The organism is Lacrimispora algidixylanolytica (assembly GCF_003609635.1).
Taxonomy (GTDB): Bacteria; Bacillota; Clostridia; order Lachnospirales; family Lachnospiraceae; genus Lacrimispora; species Lacrimispora algidixylanolytica.
Genome location: NZ_MCIA01000033.1, coordinates 51,073 through 73,715, shown reverse-complemented (window position 1 = coordinate 73,715; position 22,643 = coordinate 51,073). Strand labels below are relative to the sequence as shown.

19 protein-coding genes are annotated in these 22,643 nt (G+C 38.2%); 3 read left to right on the top strand and 16 right to left on the bottom strand.

The window, feature by feature from the left end:
* Window positions 1-44: 44 nt before the first annotated feature.
* Window positions 45-359: a carboxymuconolactone decarboxylase family protein gene (locus BET01_RS18500; RefSeq protein ID WP_120198355.1), complete on the bottom strand. Its 315-nt coding sequence runs from the start codon at window positions 357-359 to the stop codon at window positions 45-47.
* 23 nt (window positions 360-382) lie between these two features.
* Complete coding sequence (locus BET01_RS18495) at window positions 383-631, bottom strand: zinc ribbon domain-containing protein (protein WP_120198354.1); 249 nt, start codon at window positions 629-631, stop codon at window positions 383-385.
* Window positions 632-1,022: 391 nt separating this feature from the next.
* Between BET01_RS18495 and BET01_RS18490 the strand changes: the two genes are divergently transcribed.
* Window positions 1,023-2,696: a S8 family peptidase gene (locus tag BET01_RS18490; RefSeq protein WP_120198353.1), complete on the top strand. Its 1,674-nt coding sequence runs from the start codon at window positions 1,023-1,025 to the stop codon at window positions 2,694-2,696.
* A gap of 139 nt (window positions 2,697-2,835) precedes the next feature.
* Here the strand turns inward: BET01_RS18490 and BET01_RS18485 are convergent, their stop codons facing one another.
* The 4 genes from BET01_RS18485 to BET01_RS18470 are packed head-to-tail and all read right to left on the bottom strand — an operon-like array spanning window position 2,836 to window position 8,256.
* On the bottom strand, window positions 2,836-4,014 hold the full coding sequence (locus BET01_RS18485) for an MFS transporter (protein WP_243117273.1): 1,179 nt from the start codon (window positions 4,012-4,014) through the stop codon (window positions 2,836-2,838).
* A gap of 11 nt (window positions 4,015-4,025) precedes the next feature.
* On the bottom strand, window positions 4,026-4,883 hold the full coding sequence (locus BET01_RS18480) for a PRD domain-containing protein (RefSeq protein WP_120198351.1): 858 nt from the start codon (window positions 4,881-4,883) through the stop codon (window positions 4,026-4,028).
* Between the two features lie 22 nt (window positions 4,884-4,905).
* The gene (locus BET01_RS18475; RefSeq protein ID WP_120198350.1) at window positions 4,906-6,330 is read right to left on the bottom strand and encodes a glycoside hydrolase family 1 protein; all 1,425 of its coding nucleotides are present in this window, start codon (window positions 6,328-6,330) and stop codon (window positions 4,906-4,908) included.
* A gap of 12 nt (window positions 6,331-6,342) precedes the next feature.
* Window positions 6,343-8,256 (bottom strand): beta-glucoside-specific PTS transporter subunit IIABC, encoded by a 1,914-nt coding sequence (locus BET01_RS18470; protein ID WP_120198408.1) that lies wholly within the window; start codon window positions 8,254-8,256, stop codon window positions 6,343-6,345.
* Window positions 8,257-8,815: 559 nt separating this feature from the next.
* Between BET01_RS18470 and BET01_RS18465 the strand changes: the two genes are divergently transcribed.
* Window positions 8,816-9,751, top strand: coding sequence for a helix-turn-helix transcriptional regulator (locus BET01_RS18465; protein ID WP_120198407.1), 936 nt, complete (start codon window positions 8,816-8,818; stop codon window positions 9,749-9,751).
* A gap of 93 nt (window positions 9,752-9,844) precedes the next feature.
* Here BET01_RS18465 and BET01_RS18460 read toward each other — a convergent pair whose 3' ends face one another.
* A complete protein-coding gene (locus tag BET01_RS18460) occupies window positions 9,845-10,747 on the bottom strand; it encodes an AraC family transcriptional regulator (RefSeq protein WP_120198349.1) in 903 nt (300 codons plus the stop codon).
* A 299-nt stretch (window positions 10,748-11,046) separates the two neighbouring features.
* Here BET01_RS18460 and BET01_RS18455 point away from each other — a divergent pair, with 299 nt between their 5' ends.
* The gene (locus tag BET01_RS18455; protein ID WP_207667656.1) at window positions 11,047-11,922 is read left to right on the top strand and encodes an AraC family transcriptional regulator; all 876 of its coding nucleotides are present in this window, start codon (window positions 11,047-11,049) and stop codon (window positions 11,920-11,922) included.
* 140 nt (window positions 11,923-12,062) lie between these two features.
* On the opposite strand, the gene BET01_RS18450 is transcribed toward BET01_RS18455, so the two are convergent.
* The 9 genes from BET01_RS18450 to BET01_RS18410 all read right to left on the bottom strand — a co-directional run bounded on the left by BET01_RS18450 (window position 12,063) and on the right by BET01_RS18410 (window position 22,529).
* A complete protein-coding gene (locus BET01_RS18450) occupies window positions 12,063-12,545 on the bottom strand; it encodes a DUF2798 domain-containing protein (protein ID WP_120198348.1) in 483 nt (160 codons plus the stop codon).
* Window positions 12,546-12,730: 185 nt separating this feature from the next.
* Window positions 12,731-13,420 carry a beta/alpha barrel domain-containing protein gene (locus BET01_RS18445; RefSeq protein WP_120198347.1) on the bottom strand — a complete coding sequence of 230 codons (690 nt, stop codon included), beginning with the start codon at window positions 13,418-13,420 and terminating at the stop codon, window positions 12,731-12,733.
* A 221-nt stretch (window positions 13,421-13,641) separates the two neighbouring features.
* Window positions 13,642-14,760: an alpha/beta hydrolase family protein gene (locus BET01_RS18440; RefSeq protein WP_120198346.1), complete on the bottom strand. Its 1,119-nt coding sequence runs from the start codon at window positions 14,758-14,760 to the stop codon at window positions 13,642-13,644.
* A 76-nt stretch (window positions 14,761-14,836) separates the two neighbouring features.
* Complete coding sequence (locus tag BET01_RS18435; protein WP_120198345.1) at window positions 14,837-15,274, bottom strand: MarR family winged helix-turn-helix transcriptional regulator; 438 nt, start codon at window positions 15,272-15,274, stop codon at window positions 14,837-14,839.
* Between the two features lie 284 nt (window positions 15,275-15,558).
* Window positions 15,559-17,316, bottom strand: a complete 1,758-nt coding sequence (locus tag BET01_RS18430; protein WP_120198344.1) for a glycoside hydrolase family 13 protein — start codon at window positions 17,314-17,316, stop codon at window positions 15,559-15,561.
* Complete coding sequence (locus tag BET01_RS18425; RefSeq protein ID WP_120198343.1) at window positions 17,316-18,158, bottom strand: sugar ABC transporter permease; 843 nt, start codon at window positions 18,156-18,158, stop codon at window positions 17,316-17,318. The genes BET01_RS18430 and BET01_RS18425 overlap by 1 nt, the downstream gene beginning before the upstream one ends.
* Window positions 18,155-19,045: a carbohydrate ABC transporter permease gene (locus BET01_RS18420; protein ID WP_120198342.1), complete on the bottom strand. Its 891-nt coding sequence runs from the start codon at window positions 19,043-19,045 to the stop codon at window positions 18,155-18,157. The genes BET01_RS18425 and BET01_RS18420 overlap by 4 nt, the downstream gene beginning before the upstream one ends.
* A gap of 227 nt (window positions 19,046-19,272) precedes the next feature.
* The gene (locus BET01_RS18415) at window positions 19,273-20,514 is read right to left on the bottom strand and encodes an extracellular solute-binding protein (RefSeq protein WP_120198341.1); all 1,242 of its coding nucleotides are present in this window, start codon (window positions 20,512-20,514) and stop codon (window positions 19,273-19,275) included.
* 35 nt (window positions 20,515-20,549) lie between these two features.
* Window positions 20,550-22,529, bottom strand: coding sequence for an alpha-amylase family glycosyl hydrolase (locus BET01_RS18410; RefSeq protein ID WP_207667655.1), 1,980 nt, complete (start codon window positions 22,527-22,529; stop codon window positions 20,550-20,552).
* Window positions 22,530-22,643: the final 114 nt, after the last annotated feature.

Below are 22,643 nucleotides of genomic sequence, written 5' to 3'. Positions count from 1 at the left end.
GAACTGGTGTATCCAGTTACTCAACAAGAGAGGGCAAATTTCATTTATAATCCTTCACCATCGTAGGCACTAAGTGCAATGGGAAGAGAATGGATAACCGTATTTCCAACTGCCGGAAGGCCTGTCAATACACTGCTAATGATCTCTTCTCTTGTAGCTCCATGGGCTTTCGCCATTTGCACATGAAAGGGAAGTCCACTTTCTAATTTTACGGCTGCCATAACTGCGATATAGGCAAGCTCCTCTGTCTTTTTATCTAGAGCACTTGCGGCATCTAGTTTCTGAATGGCCTCCATCCAAGCTTTATGGACCTCTGGAGCCTCCTTTGCAAACGTCTGAAACGCATTACTAACCTGCATATATTTTCCTCCTTTATTATCTCCTACCCCTGAAAATAGCATTTCCAAGCTGGTAGCTTTTTCATGCTAGTTAGAGTAATCTTTAAGGCAGCGGATTCATTAAATCCCTGAGATTTCATTGTAAATTCAACCATACCAACCTTTTTCTCTTCAAAGGACTGCATAGTTCCATCCGGTCTTGCACAGTAGATACAGTAATCTTTTGTTTCATCACCACCTGGAAAATCAGACACCTTCTCCATGGGCATTCCACAAGCAATACATATCTTCATCTTTCCACCTCCTGCGATAATTAAATCAGCGTTAAAAAGGTATCCTTTCGTTCCTTTGAATAAAGGCCTATTTCCGATTCAAATACCGCTTCCTTTGCAATCTTTGCTGTTGCAATCCCAAATCCATGCTCCGGATAGGCCCGATATGCTTTATCTAGTATATTCTGCCTTGTATTCTACTTCTGTATCTGCCCTTTTGTCTTTATACATTGACCAACCATTCACTGAGCATGTACTCATTATAATTGCAATATAGAAAAAAATCAATATCTTTTTATTTTTTTTATAGTTTTACTTCTACTGCCTTATTATGACAGTTTTATGCAAGCCATGAAGACCACCCGCATACTATATACATATACTCTGCTATATTAGGCACAGGAGGCAATCCATGCAAAAAATTCTGGACAATGATTATTATGATCTAATCATAAGCAATGCCTTAATTCCCAGTTCTCATCCCGGAGGCAACGTGACTAGGATTAACGATAAGCACTCCCTCCTCCACTTACATAGAAGTCAAATGAACGCCTGTGACCTGGGAATCTATCCTTATAGCAGTTTCCCCACTCTCTTTACCCTCTCATCAAAGATAAGCGTAGAAAAATCCGGAATTGGGAATATACAAAGACAGCCTGACCTAAATCTATTTGGCCTAGGTGTCGTCATAGGGATAATTGATACCGGTATTGATTATCAGCATCCTGCTTTCCGTAACCACGACGGCTCTAGCAGGATTCTTTCCATATGGGATCAGGCCGATCAAAAGGGAGTCCCTCCCAACGGGTTTGAATTTGGTTCTGAATATACAAAAAGTAATATCAATACAGCCCTCATGTCCACTTCTCCCTTAAGCATTGTTCCAACCTTTGACGCTCATGGACACGGAACAGCAATTGCCAGCATTGTCTCCGGAACTCCCAATGAAGAACAATCCTTTACCGGAGTTGTACCTCAAACGAAACTTGCCGTTGTAAAACTAAAGGAAGCAAAGAAAAATATAAAAGATATTTTTTTTGTGCCAGAAGACTCCCTATGTTACCAGGAATCGGATATTATGCTGGGAATCCGGTTCTTGCTTTCTGTTGGGGAGAGGTTAAACCGACCCGTTATTATCTGCATTGCCCTTGGAAGCAGCCAAGGAAGTCATGGTGGCCGGGGGGCTTTGGCCCGGTACATTGATCATATCGTAAATCTGAATAAAATTAACGTAATCATAGCTGCCGGAAATGAAGCAAACAAACGACGCCACTATTACCGTAATATTACCTCTGCTCCATTCCAGGATGGATTTTATCTAAATATTGGAGAACAGGAAAAGATGTTTTCCATGGAGATATGGCCTTTTCCTCCAGGGAGAATCACTCTGGACATTGTTTCTCCAAACGGAGAATTACTAGAAGGAAAGCCACCTTCTTTAAACCGATGTGAGAAATATGAGCTTTCCTACAATAACACCACCGTATGGGTCAATAACATTGATATGGACGGGGAAACCGGAGACCAGATCATTTTAGTTCGCTTTGCTAATCCCACTCCCGGGCCTTGGTTTCTTAAGATCCAGAGCATTGAAAACGAACCCCTTTTTCTCCACTCCTGGCTACCCTCAGGAAACCTGATTACAAATGAAACTTTCTTTCATGATGCAACGCTTGATACAACGATCACTGCTCCTGGAAATGCCAAGAATCCGCTTACAGTAGCTGCCTATAACCAATTTACCAATCATATCCTTGAGGAATCAGGAAGAGGTAATACTCGATTTGGAGATATCGTTCCGGATGTTGCCGCTCCCGGTTATTGCATTCCTTGCGCTATTCCAGGAAATCAGTATGGCACTTTAACTGGCACAGGGGCTGCTTGCTCTCATGCTACAGGTGTAGCAGCCATGGTTATGGAATGGGGTTACTGCAGGGGAAATCATACCGACATTACAGGACTGATGGTAAACCGTATGATCATCAGAGGGGCTAGAAGAAGTGAAAGTTATGAATATCCCAACAATATATGGGGATATGGTCAGACAGATATCTATCATTTATTTGAACGGCTATCTCTCATATGATAACCTAAGTCTGTTATCAAAAAACCATTGCTTAACTAAGTCAGAATGAAAGAAAACTGTAATAAAATACTCCCTCCGAAGCGGCAAGTTTATAATATTTCACTTGTTCACCTAGAAGGGAGCGTTTCACAATTGTTTTTTAGTTTTCTTTCCTACAACTGCTATGATTCATATAATATAAAATTGATACTGCCGTACCGATAAGAGCAATTCCTGCCAGCATCATATAACTGCACCGGATGCTAAAGGCAGAGGCTATGGTTCCTGTAAAGATTGGAAATGTGGTCATACCAATGGCGTAAACTGCCTGAAAGAGTCCCATTGCCGTTGAACGCTTTTCCGCTGGAATCCCACACATTGCCTCTGAATTTATATAAGAAAACAGGATTCCCGTAGACATTCCAGGCAGTATTTGCAATATCAAAAGTTCTGAACTACTTTTTGCTGATGGTACCAGGATACAGTATACAGATACAACCACAAAGACTGCTGGTATCCAGAATTTAGGGCCTCTCTTACAACAGAGAAAGGTAGATGCGAACGCGGCAAACCCTACGGCTGAAACCATATATATGATGGAAGATAAACCAACTAGACCATTGGAACCTCCAAGGTCTTTTAGGATTTGATTTGTAAATGACATCGCTGTCGTAAGCTGAATTCCCTGCTGAATTAAAGCAAGAATGGCGAACAACCACAACCGCTTGATCTTGCATACAGATAGAAGATCCTTTCTATCAATCGTCTCCATCTTTTGGCATGGTTCTTTTATTTGAAGTGAGAGAAAAAAGGCAAGCAGTCCGGCACACACACTGAGAATACATATTCCCATCATTCCGATCCTACTGTAACCGATAGTGCTTAACAAAAAACCGATGAGCATACCAAAGTTGTTAAATAACACGATTCTGCTGGTAGCCGCCTGCTGTCCTTTCGTTGAAAAATGGTTGGTATAAAATATCATAAACGAAATCCACATGGCAGAAGCAAGTCCTGAGAAGAGGTTTGCTACTAAATATCCCATTCCATCGCCCCAAAAAATTCGAAATAAAGAGGCTAATCCAGAAAAAAGAGTTCCTGCCATGATGAAACATTTATGCCTTCCAATGGAATCCGCACAAAGTCCTATGGGAAACCGAAATACTAGCTGGGTAATCCCATAAGCTCCTAAAACCATTCCAGTGAATGCACTGCTGACACCTAAAAGATTTAGGTATGTGGTTTGATATGGAATGTATATGTACTGCGCAAACCAAAACAGGGAAACCATAGCAAGAAAACGGATTTCCTGTTTGCGCGTAAAAGTTTGTTTGTTCAATCTCTGTCCCTTCATTTCTTGTTTTGCTGAGAGTATTCCTCCAATATCCGATGAATATGGACCGTTAAATACATTTCTTCCTGTCTTGACAGTCTTGAATCAAACTTTTCCCGAATGAAAATACCGATTTTTCTGACACATTCGTATTCTCTTGGACAACTTTCAATTACATGGGTATAAAAGGAGTCCTCATAATCATATAAATCCTGACTGCCATTCACAAGCCGTTGTGCAAAAAGCCGCAAATGCGTTACGAAACGGGTATAACCGATCCCATCTTCATTATAAACAATGGAGAAGTTATATTTCACAATATCTAAAATTCCTTTAACCGTTTCAAATATTGTCTGGTTGTCTGTACTATAAGAGTTATTTGTTTGGGCATTGATAAAATGAAAGGCAATGTTGCCGGCCTCATCCTGGGGTAAGTCCACATGCAGCTGCTCCCTCACAAGCTGCAGAGCATATAAGCCGACCTGGTATTCCTTCGGATTAAAACGCTTTAATGTCTGAGTATAAAAATTCTGTATTAAAATCCCCTCATTGTATCTTTTTACAGCAAAAGAAAGATGGTCCGTTAGCCCCAGGTAAATATGCTCCATCAGCACCATTCCATAAGCTTCAATGGCATGGTCAATTACTTGCTTTGCCAGTTCAAAATAAGTGCTGTCAATTTCAGATGCGAGACGGATGATATTCTTTGATATGGACCGGTCTTTTAAGACAAACACCTTCTCAATGTCTTCACTTTTCAAATGATGTCCGATGGATTTATTAAAACCAATTCCCTTTCCCATCAAGATCACTTCTCTGCCGCTGTCGTCAAGTGCCAGCAGCAGAGAATTATTCATTACCTTAACAACCCTCATAACCAAACCCCATTTCTGTTATTTAGAGTTCTTCCCCGTTCGTTTCGATTACCCGTTTATACCAATAAAAGCTGTCTTTCTTAATGCGGCTCATATCTTTTAAGTCATGATCCTCACGATTGATATAAACGAAACCGTAACGTTTCTTAAATCCCTCGTGGGAGCTGAGCAAATCCATAAAGGACCATGGGGAATACCCCATCATCTCGACTCCGTCTTCTATTGCCTGGCTGCAAGCCAGAATATGCGCTTTTAAGTAATCGATTCGATAATCGTCATGGACTTTTCCGTCTTCTGTCAGGGTATCAGCGGTGCCCAGTCCATTTTCTGTAACGATTAGAGGAAGATGATATTTCTGATAATAATTGTTTAGTACGGTACGTAGGCCTAAGGGATCAATCTGTGCTCCATATTCGCTGGAAGCAAGATGTTCATTTTTCAAATGATGGAAATATCCATACTGGTCAAAGTCAACCTGATTGATTGGGAAAGCTCTCTCTCCTACCGGATGTTTGTCATCCGCTGGCAGATAACTGACACAAAGTGTACGGTAATAATTCACCGCAATGAAATCCATTTTTGCATCTTTTAAAATCCCCTCATCCTCCGGCATCATAATCGGAACGATGTTTCTCTCTTCCAGATAACGCATATAGTATCCTGGATAACAGCCATAGTAATGCATGTCCAGACAGTAATCTGTCTTAAACCAATCATTTAACTTAGCTGCCCAAACATCTTCCGGTTGATTGCTTTCTGGATAGGTACAGGTGGATGATACCGCCGGACCAATCTTTCCTTCCGGAATGATGGAGTGACACGCTTTTACTGCCAGGGCATGAGCCAGGAACATATGATAATCCATCTGTGCTCTTTGGCGATCCGCCTCCCAGCTATCTTCTGTAGTGATGTTCACCCGTTCATTTACACGAACCATAAGATTTTGTTCGTTATGAACCTGCCAACTACTCACTCTGTCACCAAACGCCTCAAAACAAACCTTAGCATAGCGCTCAAATGCTTTCACGCATTCTCTGGATTCCCAGCCATTGTATTTTTCAACCAGTGCATGGGGAAGATCAAAGTGGTACAGTGTGATAAATGGTTGAATTCCATGTTCCAACAAGCAGTTGATGACATTATTATAAAAATCAATGCCCGCCTGATTGATTTCTCCGTCTCCGTCCGGCATGATTCTAGCCCAAGCAATGGAGAAACGGTAAAGATTCAATCCCATCTCCTTCATAAGAGCAATATCCTCTGGCCAGTGATGAAAGAAATCGCTGGCAACTTTACTGTCTGCCTGTAAATGGGAACGCTTAAAGGAATTTACATCTGCAACGGTTGGCCCTTTTCCACCTTCAGCCCAACCGCCTTCAATCTGAAATGCGGAAGAGGATGCTCCCCATAAAAATTTTTCAGGAAACTTAGCTTTTAATTTATCCATTTCAAAACTCCTTTACTGATTTTTTTTGATGGCAATGACAGGCTTTTCAAGGGTCGCCCCTTTACCTGAAATACCGGAAACCTGCTGAAATACAGGAGTATTGCTTACGATAATCGGAACGATGGTATCATAGCCATCCTTTTTAAGTGCATCGATATCAAAGGCCAGAATTTTAGTTCCTTTTTTAATATGACTGCCTTCTTCTACAAACTTCTCAAAATGTTTTCCTTCTAACTGAACAGTGTCGATACCAACGTGGATGATCATTTCTACCCCATTATCTAACATGAGGCCAAGTGCATGAAGGGTTGGATAAATCAAAGTTACAGTACAGTCTTCCGGCGCTACTACCTCTCCCTTTTCAGGAATAATGGCAATTCCGTTTCCTAAAGCCAAAGAAGAAAATACCTCATCATTTACTTTTGTCATAGAAACAGCTTCACCTTCAATTGGTGAGTAGATTAATAAATCAGCTTCGGATGGATCTAACTCATTTACTTTTAATTCTGACGCTACCTCTAATTCTGCTGTTTCAACTTCTGCCGCCGCGTTTGCTTTCTTTTTCTTATCTCCCATTTCATCAAAACCAAACAGGTAAGTAAGTATCATTGCGCCAAAGAAGGAAACGCCTACACCAATCAGATAATATACAAATGGTTTCATTCCAAATGCCGCATACGTTGCAAAGGTAAGAATTCCGTTGTTGGCAAAGGAATCACCATATACACCACCAACACCCATAATTGCTCCGCCAATGGCACCGCAAATGATGGCATAAATCATCGGTCTTTTTAAACGAAGGTTACATCCGTAAATCGCTGGTTCTGTAATCCCACAAACAGAAGCAGAAATTGCTGCTGATGCTGCTACCGTCTTTAAATCTTTATTCTTGGTCTTTAACATAACACCCAGTGCGGCTCCACCCTGTGAAAAATTCGCAGCGCCTGCAAAAGCCAGAAGATTCTGGTGTCCGAACTGAGCGACATCATTAATACCAATCGGAAGCAGTGCTCTATGAGCTCCAAAAATAACAAACACGCACCACATACCGCCAATAAAGGCACCGCAGATGGCTGGACTTAAATTCATCATACCAGTGTAAACAAAGGTAATTGCATTACCGATGTAGATACCAATCGGGCCAAATACCATAAAGGTTGCTGGAAGCATAACTAGGAGTGATAAACCAGGAACCAGAATGATCTTTAATACTTCTGGAATCACTTTTTCTAAAAATTTCTGTATATAGGAAAGAATGAAAACTCCAATAATAATCGGAATAACAGAGGAAGCATAACTTGCTTTGGTAATTGTAACACCGAACATGCTTACTACATCTTTACCGGTCATCAGTGCTACGACGGAAGGGTAACACATGGTGCCGCCAAGTGCCATGGCAATAAATTCATTTGCCTTAAACACTTTAGCACTGGTATAAGCTAAAATAACGGGCATGAAATAGAACAGGGCATCTGTACCTGCCATGATCAATGTGTACGTTTGGTTAACCGTAATATCCACACCTTGTTTCGCTGCCAAGATTTTTGCTATGGTAAGGAAACCTTTTAAAAGTCCGGAAGCAGCAATCGCAGGGACCATAGGTGTAAACATAGCTGAAACCGCAATTAGAATACGGTTCCAGATGGATACCTTCTCTTCGCTGATTTCTGTTGTTTCATCAATGGATATCATAGGAACGATGGCATCATAGACATTATTCACTTTCGTTCCCAATACCACTTGAAACTGTCCTCCGCTTTCCACAACGGATATTACACCTTCTAACTGCTCAATTGTTTCTTTATTTGCCTTCTTAGAATCCTTTAATTGAAATCTTAATCTTGTAAAACAATGGGTCAGTCCTTTTACGTTACTAGAACCGCCAACATTTGTTAAAATATCTTTGGCTATTTGATTATAATTCATATCCAAAACCCCTTTCAAGTATTTTCTTATCTTCTCATCCGGCCGGAATGACAAAATAAAAAGACCCAATTAAACAAACTCCTTATAAGACAAACTACCCCATACGTCTTATAAACATTCGTTTAATCCGATCTTGCCTGCATTACCAGTAACACGTCATCATATTGATTTATTTAGTTGTCATCAACTCAAGCATAATATATCATCATTTCTGCTATTATGCAACAACTTTTTAGGCCTTTCTACGTTTATGACAATATCCAGAGGTGTTTTTTGTCGATAATAAACAAAACCAAAGTTCTTATCTTTTTACAAGGAAGACCTACAGCACATTTCCCGGGCTTCATATGATATTTTCAATCCTTGCATCTCGTTAATAGGGTCATTCGTACCAGTTTGATCTTTTTTGCACCCCCGATTTAATTCAATTTAATTTAATTTATTTAATGTAGTTTCACCATATTGGATTAACCTATTTTTCTTTTCATATTTGTAGTATAATGTTAAAAGGTTGCATATTATGACACCTTTTAACATTCATCAGGAAACGGAAAAATATATGAATAAAACAGAACGTTTAAGCGATATGACTATGTTTTTAAAAGATAAAAGCACCTTTCGTCTTAAGGATATTATGGAGCGCTTTGAAATTTCAAGAAGCACTGCGCTCAGGGACGTACAGTCTTTAGAACGAATGGGGTTGCCCATCTATTCCAAACAAGGTAGAAATGGCTATTATGGCATCCTTAAAAACCGACTGCTGTCTCCCATTCTTTTTACTATGGACGAGGTTTTCGCCTTGTATTTCTCCATGCTTACGCTAGAAGCTTATGAGAGCACTCCCTTTCATTTAAGCTTAAATCAATTAAAAGTGAAATTTGAAACTTGTATTTCTTCCGATAACATTACCTTATTGCACCGCATGGAACAAGTCTTTCGCCTAGGTTCCATCAAACATTATAATCATTGCCATTTTCTAAAGGACATTCTTCAATATGCAATCGAAGAAAAAGTTTGTGAAGTGGTTTATAGAAAAAATAATCAGGAACACCGTTATGTGGTACAATTTTTTGACATTACCTCTGCCTACGGCCAGTGGTATGCTACCGGGTATAACTTTAAGACCAATGAATCTCGAGTGTTTCGCTGTGATAAAATCATTGATATGGAAGAAAGTCACCTATATCAGGCAAAGCCATTGGAAGAATTCCAAAGAAAAGCTGATCACTTATATAAAAAATCAGGTGCAACGGATTTTGAGGTAGCTATTTCAAATGAGGGAGCTGATTTATTTTACAAAGAACATTATCCCTCCATGGAACTGTTCTTGGAGCATGGACAATATTTTATCCGTGGATTTTATAATCCAGGAGAAGAAACCTTTATTGCACATTATTTCATGTCCTATGGAGAAAACATTCAATCTATAAAGCCCGATTCCCTTAAAAAAGTTTTATCAGAACGGCTGAAGGCTCTAATCAAACACCTGAATTAGCATCCTTTTCTTCCTAGTACAAATCGATGAAAAGAGCGCCTGCATAAAAACAACCTTATGCAGACGCTCAAACAGTTTTAAAATTTGATTGGACTAATTAATTTCTTTTTTCTTTTCAATTGGTATCCACAGCTCACAAAACAATCCTGGTTCCTTTATATCATAATACACTTCCATGTCTGTATCTTCCGTCTGTACATAGCCAGATTGGGGTAGGAATTCCTTAAAAAACCGGCTCCAGGCTTCACCAATACAATCACCATTATCTCCATAACATTTAAATACCACATACTCTGCAGGGTCAACATTCCATATCTGAAAACCATTATTTTGTAAGGATATCTCATCCCCTGAATCCGTTTCCTCATCAAGCAAAACTCCAATGCCATAATCAAAGGTGGTTTCACTTTCATTGGTCGGACTACAAAGTCCATATAAATCCTTTTTCCCCTCTGGTCGCATACCAAGCATCTGTTTCAGGATGTCTTCCTTACGGCATCTATCCCAGAACTGAGGTATCTCATTATTATCTTCTTCATTAATGATTTCATTGCGAAATGCCATTACTTTTGAAATAAACGTTCTCTTCCCAACTGCTTCTACTCTGTAATCCATGGATTTTCCACCTTCCAATACGATTTTAATGACTAAGGCGTTAAATAAAGAAAGCTGAGTGCCTTTTACACTGGCAAGCTTTGGGGATACACCATGAAACCTAGAAAATGCTTTCGAAAAACTTTCCGGCGTTTCATAGCCATATTTGTAGGCGACATCTATAATTTTTATATCCGTTAGCTGCAGCTCCTGCCCTGCAAGAGACAGCCTGCGATTGCGAATATATTCATTTGCCGTCATCCCTGCCATCAAGCTAAATGTCCTGTGAAAATTGTAAGAAGACATATGTACTTGTCTAGCAGCATCCTCATAGTTGATCTTCTCCAAAAGATGATCTTCCATATAATCAATTGCTTTCTGTATAAGAGTTACCCATTCCATCAATACTTCCCTCCCTGTATAACGTATTATAGAAGATATTCTTCACACTTTCCTGTTATAGTTTGCTCACTTCTGTCCGGTTGGATGGATTGCATCTCTTCTACCGTTCTCTCATTATACATAGCTTAGGAAAACTGGTCAATAAAACAAAAGGATGGCACCTTTTCTTGCTTGACTATCACGGTATCAGAATTGTGGTTTTTGTATCGCTTGTGTGATAAACTAAAAACAGATTAGCAAAAATAGTCGAGTGATTTTCTTTTACTACTGTTATGATTATTGCTGTAAGGAGGTGGAAAATGGAGGAACAGATGTCAGCCGTAAGGCGAATGCAGGATTATATTGAGCAGCACTTACAAGAGAATATTACACTTGCTGACTTGGCAAATGCTTCAAACTTTTCTCCTTGGCATTCTCACAGATTATTTTCTCAGTATGTAAACATGACACCTGCTGACTATATTCGGCGACTTCGACTGTCTAAGTCAGCACTTAAGCTGAGAGATGAATCTTGTAAAATCATTGATGTTGCCTTGGAACTTGGATTTGGCAGCACAGATGGTTACCAGCGTGCGTTTCTGCGAGAGTTTGGCTGCAATCCAAGAGAATACGCAAGAACCCCAATACCTCTATACCTTTTCACTCCATACAGAGTTAGCGATCTAACAGTTCGAAAGGAGATTCCTATGAAACGTACAAAAACTGTATTTATCCAATTGGTTGAAAAGCCTGCTAGAAAAGTAATCGTAAAACGAGGAGAAAAAGCAACGGATTATTTTGCTTACTGTGAGGAAGTTGGCTGTGATGTCTGGGGACTGCTTACCAGTATAAAGTCCATCGGCAATGAGCCTGTTTGTCTTTGGCTTCCACATGCTTACAAAAGTCCAAATACCTCAGAATATGTGCAAGGTGTTGAAGTATCATTGGACTATGACGGAGTGATTCCCAATGGATTTGATACTATTTTACTGCCAGCAGCAAAATATTTAATGTTTCGAGGGGAACCCTTTGCTGATGACGACTATTGCGAAGCCATTTTGGAACTACAAGAATCGATGAGTCAATACGATCCCTCTTTTATGGGATTCATCTGGGATGAGGAAAATCCTCGTATTCAATTAGAGCCTCTTGGAAGTAGAGGATATATTGAACTAAAGGCTGTAAAGGAATTATAGTAAAATCCACCTCTATTTTACAAAGCAAGAGCCGGCTAATTAGCCGGCTTTTACTGTGTGATACTCTATTCCTAGATCATCCGGCACCTGCCGGAATAAATAGAAAGACCTGACAGTCTACCAGGTCAGATTATTCCTTATTATTTCACTACTGCCTTTTCAAAATTACTTTTAAAAATGTTATTAAAAATCAAACGTACGAAAGGTCCTACAAAGAAAATCTGTGACATAAGAGCCATTGGAAAATTAAATACAACCGTATTAAGCCAAACAGCTACGATCTCAGTGCCAGGATTTTTAAAAAGTATCACGGCAATCAGACTCATGATTGGACACATCACACAAACAGTCAATGCTGATATCAACAATACAATAAAAATCGAATTCTCCATAACCGGTGCGATAATTCTTTTCGCTAACTTCATGGTGATTCTTTCACCAATTAGTAATTCAATTATAATTGCGGCTGGCCACATAATAATCATTTCATGAAAAGCCAGTAAAAATATCTGATTTTTCATGTTACCCATATCCAGTGCAATATTATAGCAAATCATAACATACACCATAAAAAAGGTCATTAATAGAGTGAAAATAATAGTTTGGAATTTGTTTCTTGGCATTTGATGCTCCTCCTAGTAATAAAATTAAGCAAAGTATCTGTGTTGTTCATGCAAGTAGCAACGTTTCCAATATACACCAAATTCTCAACTCTAAAGCTCTAATATTATATAATATTTTAGCGTAACAAGCAAGTTATTTATAAAAAACATAATAACTAGTTACAGAAAACACTTCATAAATAGTCTCAAAGACCATTCGTTATTTCACAACGCTTACGATACTCTTCCATGATATGTCTGAATATTTCACCATTGGTTGGAGGTGTATAGGTGACAGCGTTCGCTCCTGCTTCTATCACTGCTTCTACCGTCGCTTTGTTTGGACCTCCAGTTGCAATAATTGGAAAAGATGGATCAATCTTTCGCAACTCCTTAATAATCTCAACGGTATTCTTTCCACCAGACACGTTAACAATATTAGCTCCCGATTCCAGCATTCGTTCCTCCAGATTCTCATTGATTGATATAATGGATAATACAATTGGAATATCAATATATTCTGATAAACTCTTTACAAATTCTGTTTTCGTTGGCGCATTGAGTACCACTGCTATGGCTCCATGTAACTCAGCATCTAGGGCGATTTCACGAACTCTGGCCCCAGCGGTTGTGCCACCACCAATGCCCGCAAAAACAGGTTTTTGTGAGACATCAATAATTGCATTTGTAATTTGCAATGAGGGGGTAAACGGATATACGGCAATGACTGCATCAGCGTTGCAATTTGCAATAATTGCGACATCTGTAGAAAATAAAATTGATTTTACACGCTGTCCGTTAATAATAATCCCTGTTGCCTGATTTATAGCATCTGGAACAATCACTGTATGACTGCGCAAGTTTGTGTTAATTCTCGGCACGATTCTTTCTTTCATATGTATGTTCCCCTTTGTATTTTATTAAATTACTTTTTTTGATTATATCATATTTTAAAGAACAAAAAAACGAGTATTTTTTTAGATTACTCGTTTTTTGATTAACCAAATATTCCTTATAACATTCTTCTGGTTAAAGGTGCTTTTATAGATACCTCCCACATTAATTTGCCGTGCTAATGCTACATAGTAGTTTCTGTATACGTTACCTCTATAACAGTTTAATGCATTTCAAATTTATCCTTTAGCCAGTCAATTATTTCTGGAAATACTTCATCCAAGTGATTTTGTGTACAATGTTCCCCGTCTTCATAATATTTAAGAATTTTTTCACCCTTTGCCCATTTCATCATTTTATCTGCATGTATTTTAGGAGATGGCATTACCTCATCTTTTCCCGCATGATAGAATAATAGTGGCACTTGCAGATTAGGAGAATCTTCAATATCCCAGTTGAATTTGTTAACAGCTTGTTCCAGCGTTTCACATCCAGTCATATAGGTTACCCCTCTCTGCCAGATTGGATTAAGTCGCTTCAATCCAGCTAATCCTCCTATATAAACAAGACCACTGTTTCCTACGGTACATTTTACTCGCTTATCGTAAGCTGTGGACATGGGTGCCAGATATCCGCCTAAGCTGAAACCAACTAGAGCAATTCTACTTAAATCAATATTATACTGGTCCTGTTTCATAAACCAGTCAATAATAGCAGATACCGCTTTATGATATTCTTTTGAATCAAATTTCATATCCTTCCAAAGTTCTCCCTGACCTGGTCCGTCAAACGTGAAGAAATTAAAGCCATTTTGTTTGAATACAGTGCCCTGCGCATGGCCCTCAGCTTCTTTTATGTTATCCATTCCGTTAACAAAAATCACCAGCGGCATATTGGGGGAATTTGAAAGTCTGAGATATCCGGGAATTTTTATTCCATTAAAAGGAATCTCAATGAATATGGGCCTATCCTCTTCATCAGATAAGCTAATTGCTCTTTTATAACTTGTTCTTGCTTTTTCCTGTGCCTTTTCTTTTTGCGCACTATCAATGAAAAATATATGTTGACCAATATGATAGCAGGCTGTAGCTTCATGAAACATTTCTTTCGCCTTAGTTTTATACCCTTCCTTTAATGCTTCTTCCCCTTTTTTATAAACTTCATCTCCTTCCTTGGTCCACTCACTGCACCATTGTAGCCAGTTATGAATTCTAGAAATAACACGTTTCAATCTCCAGTAATCAACCCCAAAAGATAGAAATCGTCCGTACCATCTTTGATATATTTTTTCATTGAAGACAAACTTGAATGCTATTTTTTCCTTTAATGATAATCTTACCATGATAAATAGCTCCTCTCATTTTCACGCATTAGTTGTTATGTATATAGTAGATATAACAACTATATTACAAAAAGATTTATTCCGCATTATTGCATATCCTTTCAAGAATGCTATCAAGCACCTCCAATTCAGCATTGGTTATTCCTTTCTTGAACTGATCATTAATGGATGTTACGCAGGTTATTAGATCATCAAACATTTTACTCCCTTTTTCTGTGAGGAAAATACAAGAGCTCCTCCTGTCTTTTTCATGATTTTCTCTTATTACATACCCATTTTTAGAAAGCACATCTAGTATTCTGGTGACATTTGTCTTGTCTTTATATGTTTTTTCAGCAATTTCACTTTGAATTAATCCTGGACTCTCATATAATACGTTCAGCACGGTCCACTGCTCAAAAGTAATGTCATACCCTTTTTCCATAAATGTACTGAGTATCTTTCTTTTAATCAGCACCTCACCTTTAATTATTTTGTATCCAATTAGTTTTGTATAATCATATTCAGTACTCAAATTATCACCTCACTCATTTAGTTGTTATAACTATAATATTACTATCTACATATTTTTGTCAAGATATCATTTTTAAACCTAATGAAATTATTGGAGGTGCATTGGGCTCGGCGATGCTCATGACCACGGCTTACCACAACGGTGTCATATTAGCCGTAGTCCTTATTGTGGTATTGCTCTTTCCGGCTATATTCTAAACGAATAAGACATCTAAGCAAAACCACAAAGGACGTTGTTAAATGAAAAAATTGAGTAACGGCGACAAAACATTCGGAATTCCTTTACTAAATAAGATATATTTTATATCCCATTGTTTCAAGAAGTTCTTTATTACTCGAGGAGGTGAGAATCATTTTTCCCTCTTCCCTTTTCCAGACCCGACTGGTCTCTGCAATATTCAAACTTACTAATAACCTTCCTTTCCTTCCTTCTCTAACAAAGGTCAGCACTTGTTCATCGGTATCTTCCCATAATACTTCATATGAAGTATTTTCCTCTATATATTCCTTCCTTATCTCTATCATATTTTGCACAAATTCGCATAGTTGCGGATTTTGCCCCCATACCATGGGATTCCTATACTCATTTTCCTTAATTCCGCATATTGCCTGTTCATCTCCGTAAAACAAACTAGGGACTCCCGGTAGCAGCATAAGCAATATACAAGCCAGCTTCCATTTTCTTTGATCCCCCTTGCAAATCGATAAAAATCTGGGTACATCATGGCTATCCAAAAGATTTAACTGTCCGTTTACAAGATTGGTGGGATATCGCAGCCTCATTTGTTCTAGCTGTTTCGCAGCAGTTAAAGCATTTTTATTATCACCGACTATATAATCCCGGCAAATTCTTCTAAATTCATAATTCATGGTAGAATCAAAGGCATCTCCGCGAAGCCAGCTTTCTGCATTCTCCCACACCTCTCCAATGAGTATTGCTTCTTTATTTTCTCTTTTCACTGCCTCTCTGAACTTCCTCCAGAAATTCCTGTCAATTTCATTTGCTACATCTAATCGCCATCCATCTAATTTGTACTCACGAATCCAATATGCACCTACATTGGCAAAATATTTTTGTACCTCTTCATTTGAGGTATTTAGTTTTGGCATCTTGCGTTCATAAGCAAAGCAGGCATAATCCGGTTTTTCCTTTTCTGACAGCGGGCGGCGAAGCGGAAGATTTAATTCATAAAACCAGTTTAGATACTTTGATTCTTCTCCCTTTTCCATTACATCTTCAAAGGCAAAAAACTCCCAACTGCAATGATTAAAAACTCCATCTATAATGATCTTCATCTCTCTTTTGTGAAGTTCTTCAACTAAGCTTTTAAATTCCTCATTTGTTCCAAAACAAGGATCAATATGATAATAATCAATTGAATCATACTTGTGGTATTCACCTGCCGCAAATATCGGATTAAGGTAAATACAGTTAAAACCAAGTGTTTGAATATAATCCAGATTTTCAAAGATTCCTTTCAGCGTTCCTCCTAATCTTGATTTACATACCTTTCCATTTTCTAAAACCATTTCCTTAGGTTGTGAGGGTGGGTTATATTCCCCGCAGGTAAAACTATCAGGAAATATATTATACACAACTGCCTTTTTAAACCACGTTGGAACATCTGGTATTTCATCTTTCAATATGTAAGGATATTGATAATACTCGCTTCTTCCTTCCAAAATGTTACCTTCTAAATAAATAACGGCTAGCTCCTTTGTAAAACGTTCTGAGTAATAGTATGTCCACTCTCCTTCATTTAGTAGTTTAAAATAATAGCAGACACGTTGAAATGGCGTTTCAAATGTTGCCTCATAATAGTCAAAATATTCATCCCTTGCTTTTATTTCCATGGAAATTTCGTCAAAAATAACGGGGGTGGTATTACAAGCCCTATCACCATAGTATAAGGTACACGCTGACACATTGTCCTTTTGCGCGCGTATTCTTATTGTTAAATTACATTCAGAATTGGCAAATGCATAATTTGATAAAGGTATATGCAAGACTGCCTCTCGATTTATCTTCATATTGTTTTTCATTATCCTTTCACTCCTCCTGCTGTCAGTCCTGATATCATATATTTTTGTATAGAAAAAAATACAAGCAAAATAGGAATCGAAACTAATATTGCAGCTGCTGAAAACAAAGACCAACTTCTGCTATAATCATTGGCTTGAAGCTGATAAAGTCCACCTGCAAGAGTATAGTTTTCCTCCCTCATTAAAAATGTAGTTGCAAAAAGATACTCATTCCATACAAATATTAATACCATAACCGCAGTCACGATAATGGAAGGTCTGGCAAGTGGTAATATGATTTTCCAAATGATCTGTCCCGGACTTCCTCCATCTATTCTTGCGGCTTCCTCAATTTCGATTGGAATGGTATCAAAATATCCTTTCATATTCCAAATGCTAAATATGCACATGCTTCCTGCATAAATAAGGATTAATCCTATGTAATTATTTAAAAGATTCATATTTTTAAATAGTCTAAAAATGGCAAACATCGATAAAATTTGTGGAAAGGCATTTAATATTAACAAAAGCTTTAACATTTCATTCCTTCCCCGAAAACGAAAACGAGAAAATGCATATGACGCTGTCACTGAAGTTCCCATTGCAAGTATCATTGTTCCCAGACTAAGAACCACAGAATTCTTAAGCCAAACTAGAAAAGGCTCCTCTAAGAGGATCGCTTCATAATTTTTTAGGGTAGGATTTCGGGGTAAGAGGAACCCACTTCCAAATGCAGAGCTTTCATTGCTTATGGAAAGCAGAAATGCATATAAAATAGGAATTAAGGTAATAAAACACATCAATATAAAAAATAAATTTAAAATACTTAAACCAGCTACGCGTTTTGCTGCTTTTTTCTTCATGCCTTTTCCTCCCGAATTCCACGATTGATAAATAAAGAAAATAGAATTATGAATCCAAATATCACAATGGAAACAGCGGATGAAAGCCCATAATTATTCGATACAAACGCATTTTGGTGAGCATACGTAATAACTGTTTGCAGGGTTGCTCCTGTAAGAGAACCTTTTTGCATCGTTAATAAATAGATAATATCAAACTGTTTAAAGGTGGTAAACGTTGTCATAATAATCGAAGGTGCTAAAATAGGCTTAATCGAGGGAATTGTTATATATAAGTTTTGTGCCCACCATCCGGCTCCATCTAATTTTGCACTTTCATAATAGCTATTATCCACACTCTGAAATGCCCCATCCATCATCATAATAAGAAATGGCAGCGCCATCCACAAATTCAATACCATACAGGAAAGAAAAGCCGGAATATTTTCTGACAAAAAATCCACTTTAGAAAAACCTAAAGCTGAAAGTATTTTATTTAATAGGCCATACTGCGGATTATACATACCTACTCTCCATAATAAAATCGATACGTATGCCGGCATCGCCCAAGGGAACATCAGCAATGTCTTGTATAGCCTTGCTAGTTTAAGTCCCTTTACATTCAATCCCAATGCAACCAAATACGCAACAAAGATTTGAATAACCATATTTAATACAGTCCATATGATTGTAGTAAATAATGCAGACATAAAACCCGAATCTAATTTAGTTAATGCACGTCTATAATTACTGAATGCTATAAATTCATAGTCCGTCCAATGATACAGATTCATATTAGTAAACGAAATATATATGGTATAAATAATCGGAAAGACCACAATCAAACCGATTAATAAAATAGAGGAAAAACTATATCCCCATGGAAGAAATTTATTTTTCTTTTTCATAAATTGCCTACTCCTATATCTCTTATCTGTAACAAACAATCCTATTATAAAGCGAAAACAAAGCTCTCATGTTCCAGTGAGCTGCAGCACAACAACTTCCCCGCATAATTGACACACAAGTGACTTTTGTATGATCGACTAACTATGTTGAGACGTTAGTCGATCATACAAAGAAAAGATAAAACTTATCTTCTTTTATTTTTTCTTCGTCATACCTCTATATAACTTTATTTCATATCGGCTATTGCATTTTCCGCTACCTTCTGATATTCATCAGCAGCAGTGCTGAAATCTTTGCCTGATTTATTTACTGCTGCAAGCAGTGATTCTGTTGGCCCCCACATTACACTCATTTGTGGAATATTTGGCATTGGCTGTGCTGTATCCGCAGTCCGCCTCATTGCAGCTATCATCTCATCATTTGCCACAGTTTTAGATTCATAAGATTTTTGATTCGCTGGTGCACATCCCGAATTTTCTGCCAGATCAATTCCAATCTCCGGATTTGCAATTTCTTCTAATACCTTTGCTACTGCATCTTTTTTGGCTTCTGCTGCATGCTTCATAACACCAATTCCCTGCACGCCTGAATATGGTGCCAGTGCATTACCGTTTGGAAGTGTAAAATCAGATAAGGATTTTATTCCATAATTGATTTTAGCTTCTTTAACTCCTGCTATCAGCCATGGACCTCCAATAATTGCTGCTGCTTTTCCTTCATTAAAAAGGGCATTTACCGTATTGTAGTCCCCATCTGCTTCTAAGTCTGCAAACTTTTTATGATATTCAACTGCTTCCTTGGTTTTTTCGTCACTTAACCCTGGCTTAGCCTGCTCATTCATAATAAATCCTCCAAATCCGTTAATGAAGGGAGCTACATTATAAGCAGTTGAATGCTGATTCACTAAAGCATACGTTCCTTTCGTTATATCTGTATGGTTCTTCATATAGGAATAAAGCTCATCTGTGGTAGAAGGCACTTCTCCCTCCCACAAATCCTTATTATAAATAAAAAGCAGTGTTTCAAAATAAACAGGCATAAGATACTGCGAATCCTTATAATTCCCTGCTTTAAGTGTCATCGGAAGCATATCCGCATAAACTTTTTTGTCAATGACGTCTGCTAATGGTGCCAAAGCCCCCATTTCAACAAACATTCCAAGAGAGTCATGGGCATACATATACATATCCGGACCGTTTACCTCATCACTTTCATATAGTTTGATCTGATCAGTCAAGCCACTTTTTTGCTCAAATTTAACGGTGATACCATTATCACTTAAAGCCTCATTAAGCCGATGTTCCATCATCTGCATAATTGCCTTATCTCCATCATGCCAAATACGGATTGTAGTTAATGATTCCTTACTTTCCTGCTTTGTTGCAAAACTTTCCGTATTCTTACTACATCCTGATAAACACATGGCAGCCATTGCAATACACAAAATCAGTGCCATCTTCTTTTTCATATCCCATACCCTCCATTCAAAATAATGAAACTATTTTACCAATCAATACTTACTTTCCCCGAATCCGATGATGGTACCGTATAGCTGTGGTTTTCGCCACTTTGCCATATGACATTGCCTGCCTCATTCTTCTTAATCGCCTTAAATTCAACTTTCTGACCTGCTGTAAGATATATTGTCAAATTCCACTCAGGATAGTTGGGGCAGACTGCCGGCCCTGCCGCTTTAATTGGATTCCAGTTCCCAAGTTCCGCACAGTTTCCAAGAATATAAATCTTCTGTCCCCAGTCAGTAGATGCATTGCGTATATGAATGGTCACCGGAATTGTCTCACCGGCATCTTCATCTACAGCATATATTTTAGAAGTGTCTCCGGTAAGTGTTATAGTGATTTTCTTATCTGGCGATACTGTTATTCTATCATTTGGATTCATGACATTTACTAAAGTAGTTCCTGCCTTTATCGTACTTTCGGCACGTATCGACATTGTTTCGGCATCTGTTCCTTTGGAATTATGAAACGCACAAATTAGTTCCTGTCCCACATGCTTTCCGCTGTCCATTCTCCTTGAAAAAGCATAGGTATGCATTGAAGTCCACATTTCACGCTGTGTTCCAGAACTTAGAGCTTCATATTTTCCCCGAAGTTCATTCAAGGTCCGAATAAGTTGATATGTATCAGTCGATGTATTAAAATAGTCTTTTAATACATTTCCGTTTCCATCTTTAGTTACCATCGACCAGCGATTCCAGGTATCTGCAATCCCGTTGATTCCCTGACCATTCGCATTTCCTCTATTTTGCTCCGTCCCCTGGAATACTACCGGAGTGCCCCTTGCCGCAAAAATAAAAGTCAATGCATTATGTAGTTTATCAACATCTCCACCTGTTTCTGTTAGAAAACGATTTCTATCGTGATTGTCAATAAAAGTAACCATATCATTAAGATGAGTGCCATAAAGGTGATCTTGCGCTAAAATGGATTGAATTGATATTTCTGATGTATTGTTAAAATTCTGTCCATAAGCAAAATCATTTACAATTGCTTGAAACAGTGGAAAATCAAGCATTCCTGTTTCTGCGTTATCTCCGACCCAATCCTTTATAAAATCCACATGCATATCAAAATTTTCACCAAATGTTGCAACCCCTAAATGTTCCTGTAATTCATGAATATCTGATGGCTTCATACATTTTGCCGCGTCAACTCTGGCAGCATCTGCCCCTGTATAGGTAAACCAGTTTTTAATCGAATCAAATATTGCATTTTTGGCATCCTTATTATCAAAATCAATATCATCCAAACCACCCAAATCATGATCTTCAAGCATCTGTGTGCTTGAAGCCGTATGCGGATGCTCCAAGTCAAAATTAATATCTCCTTTATTGTGATACCATGAAACATTATTAAAAGGAGACGCCGGCTGCAATTGTGTGCCCTCTTTTAAACCTGTTCCAGTCGTATAATGAGCTTTACTTCCCGTCCCTTGAAGATAATCTCCCACATGATTCGGAACAACATCAAATATGACCTTTATTCCATTATCGTGACAAACATCTACTAATTCCTTTAGCTTATCCTTGCTATCTTGTGGATCTTTCGAACCAAAATAGCGGTTGGCACGATTTGGATCAAATACATTATATCCGTGATAGGCAGTTGGCCACTGCTTGCCATTGGAATCAGGTATTCCCCAAAGCTGTGGATCTGAAACCGGTGAAATCCAGATAGCCGTATATCCCATATTCTTAATGTAAGAAATCTTATCTATGATTCCTTGCCAGTCACCGCCATGCATATAGCGAAAATCTTCTTGTGAGTTCTCAGCATATCGAAAAGCTTCTCCTGTTGCATTATTCGTCTTATCTCCATCATAAAAACGGTCAACCATAATTTGATAAATTGACTCTCCCCGAAGACTTTCGGATGCATTCACCTTCATTGGAGGTAATAACAGCACTATCATAAACAAACAAAGTGCTAAGCTAACAATACGTTTTAATTTTCTTCCCACTCTCTTATCCCCTTCCTTATTCACAAATAATATGTTGTTTACTATTTTCATAAAACACCGGTGTTCATAAGTAAATTATAACAATATCAAACCAAACAACATAGTCTTATTATA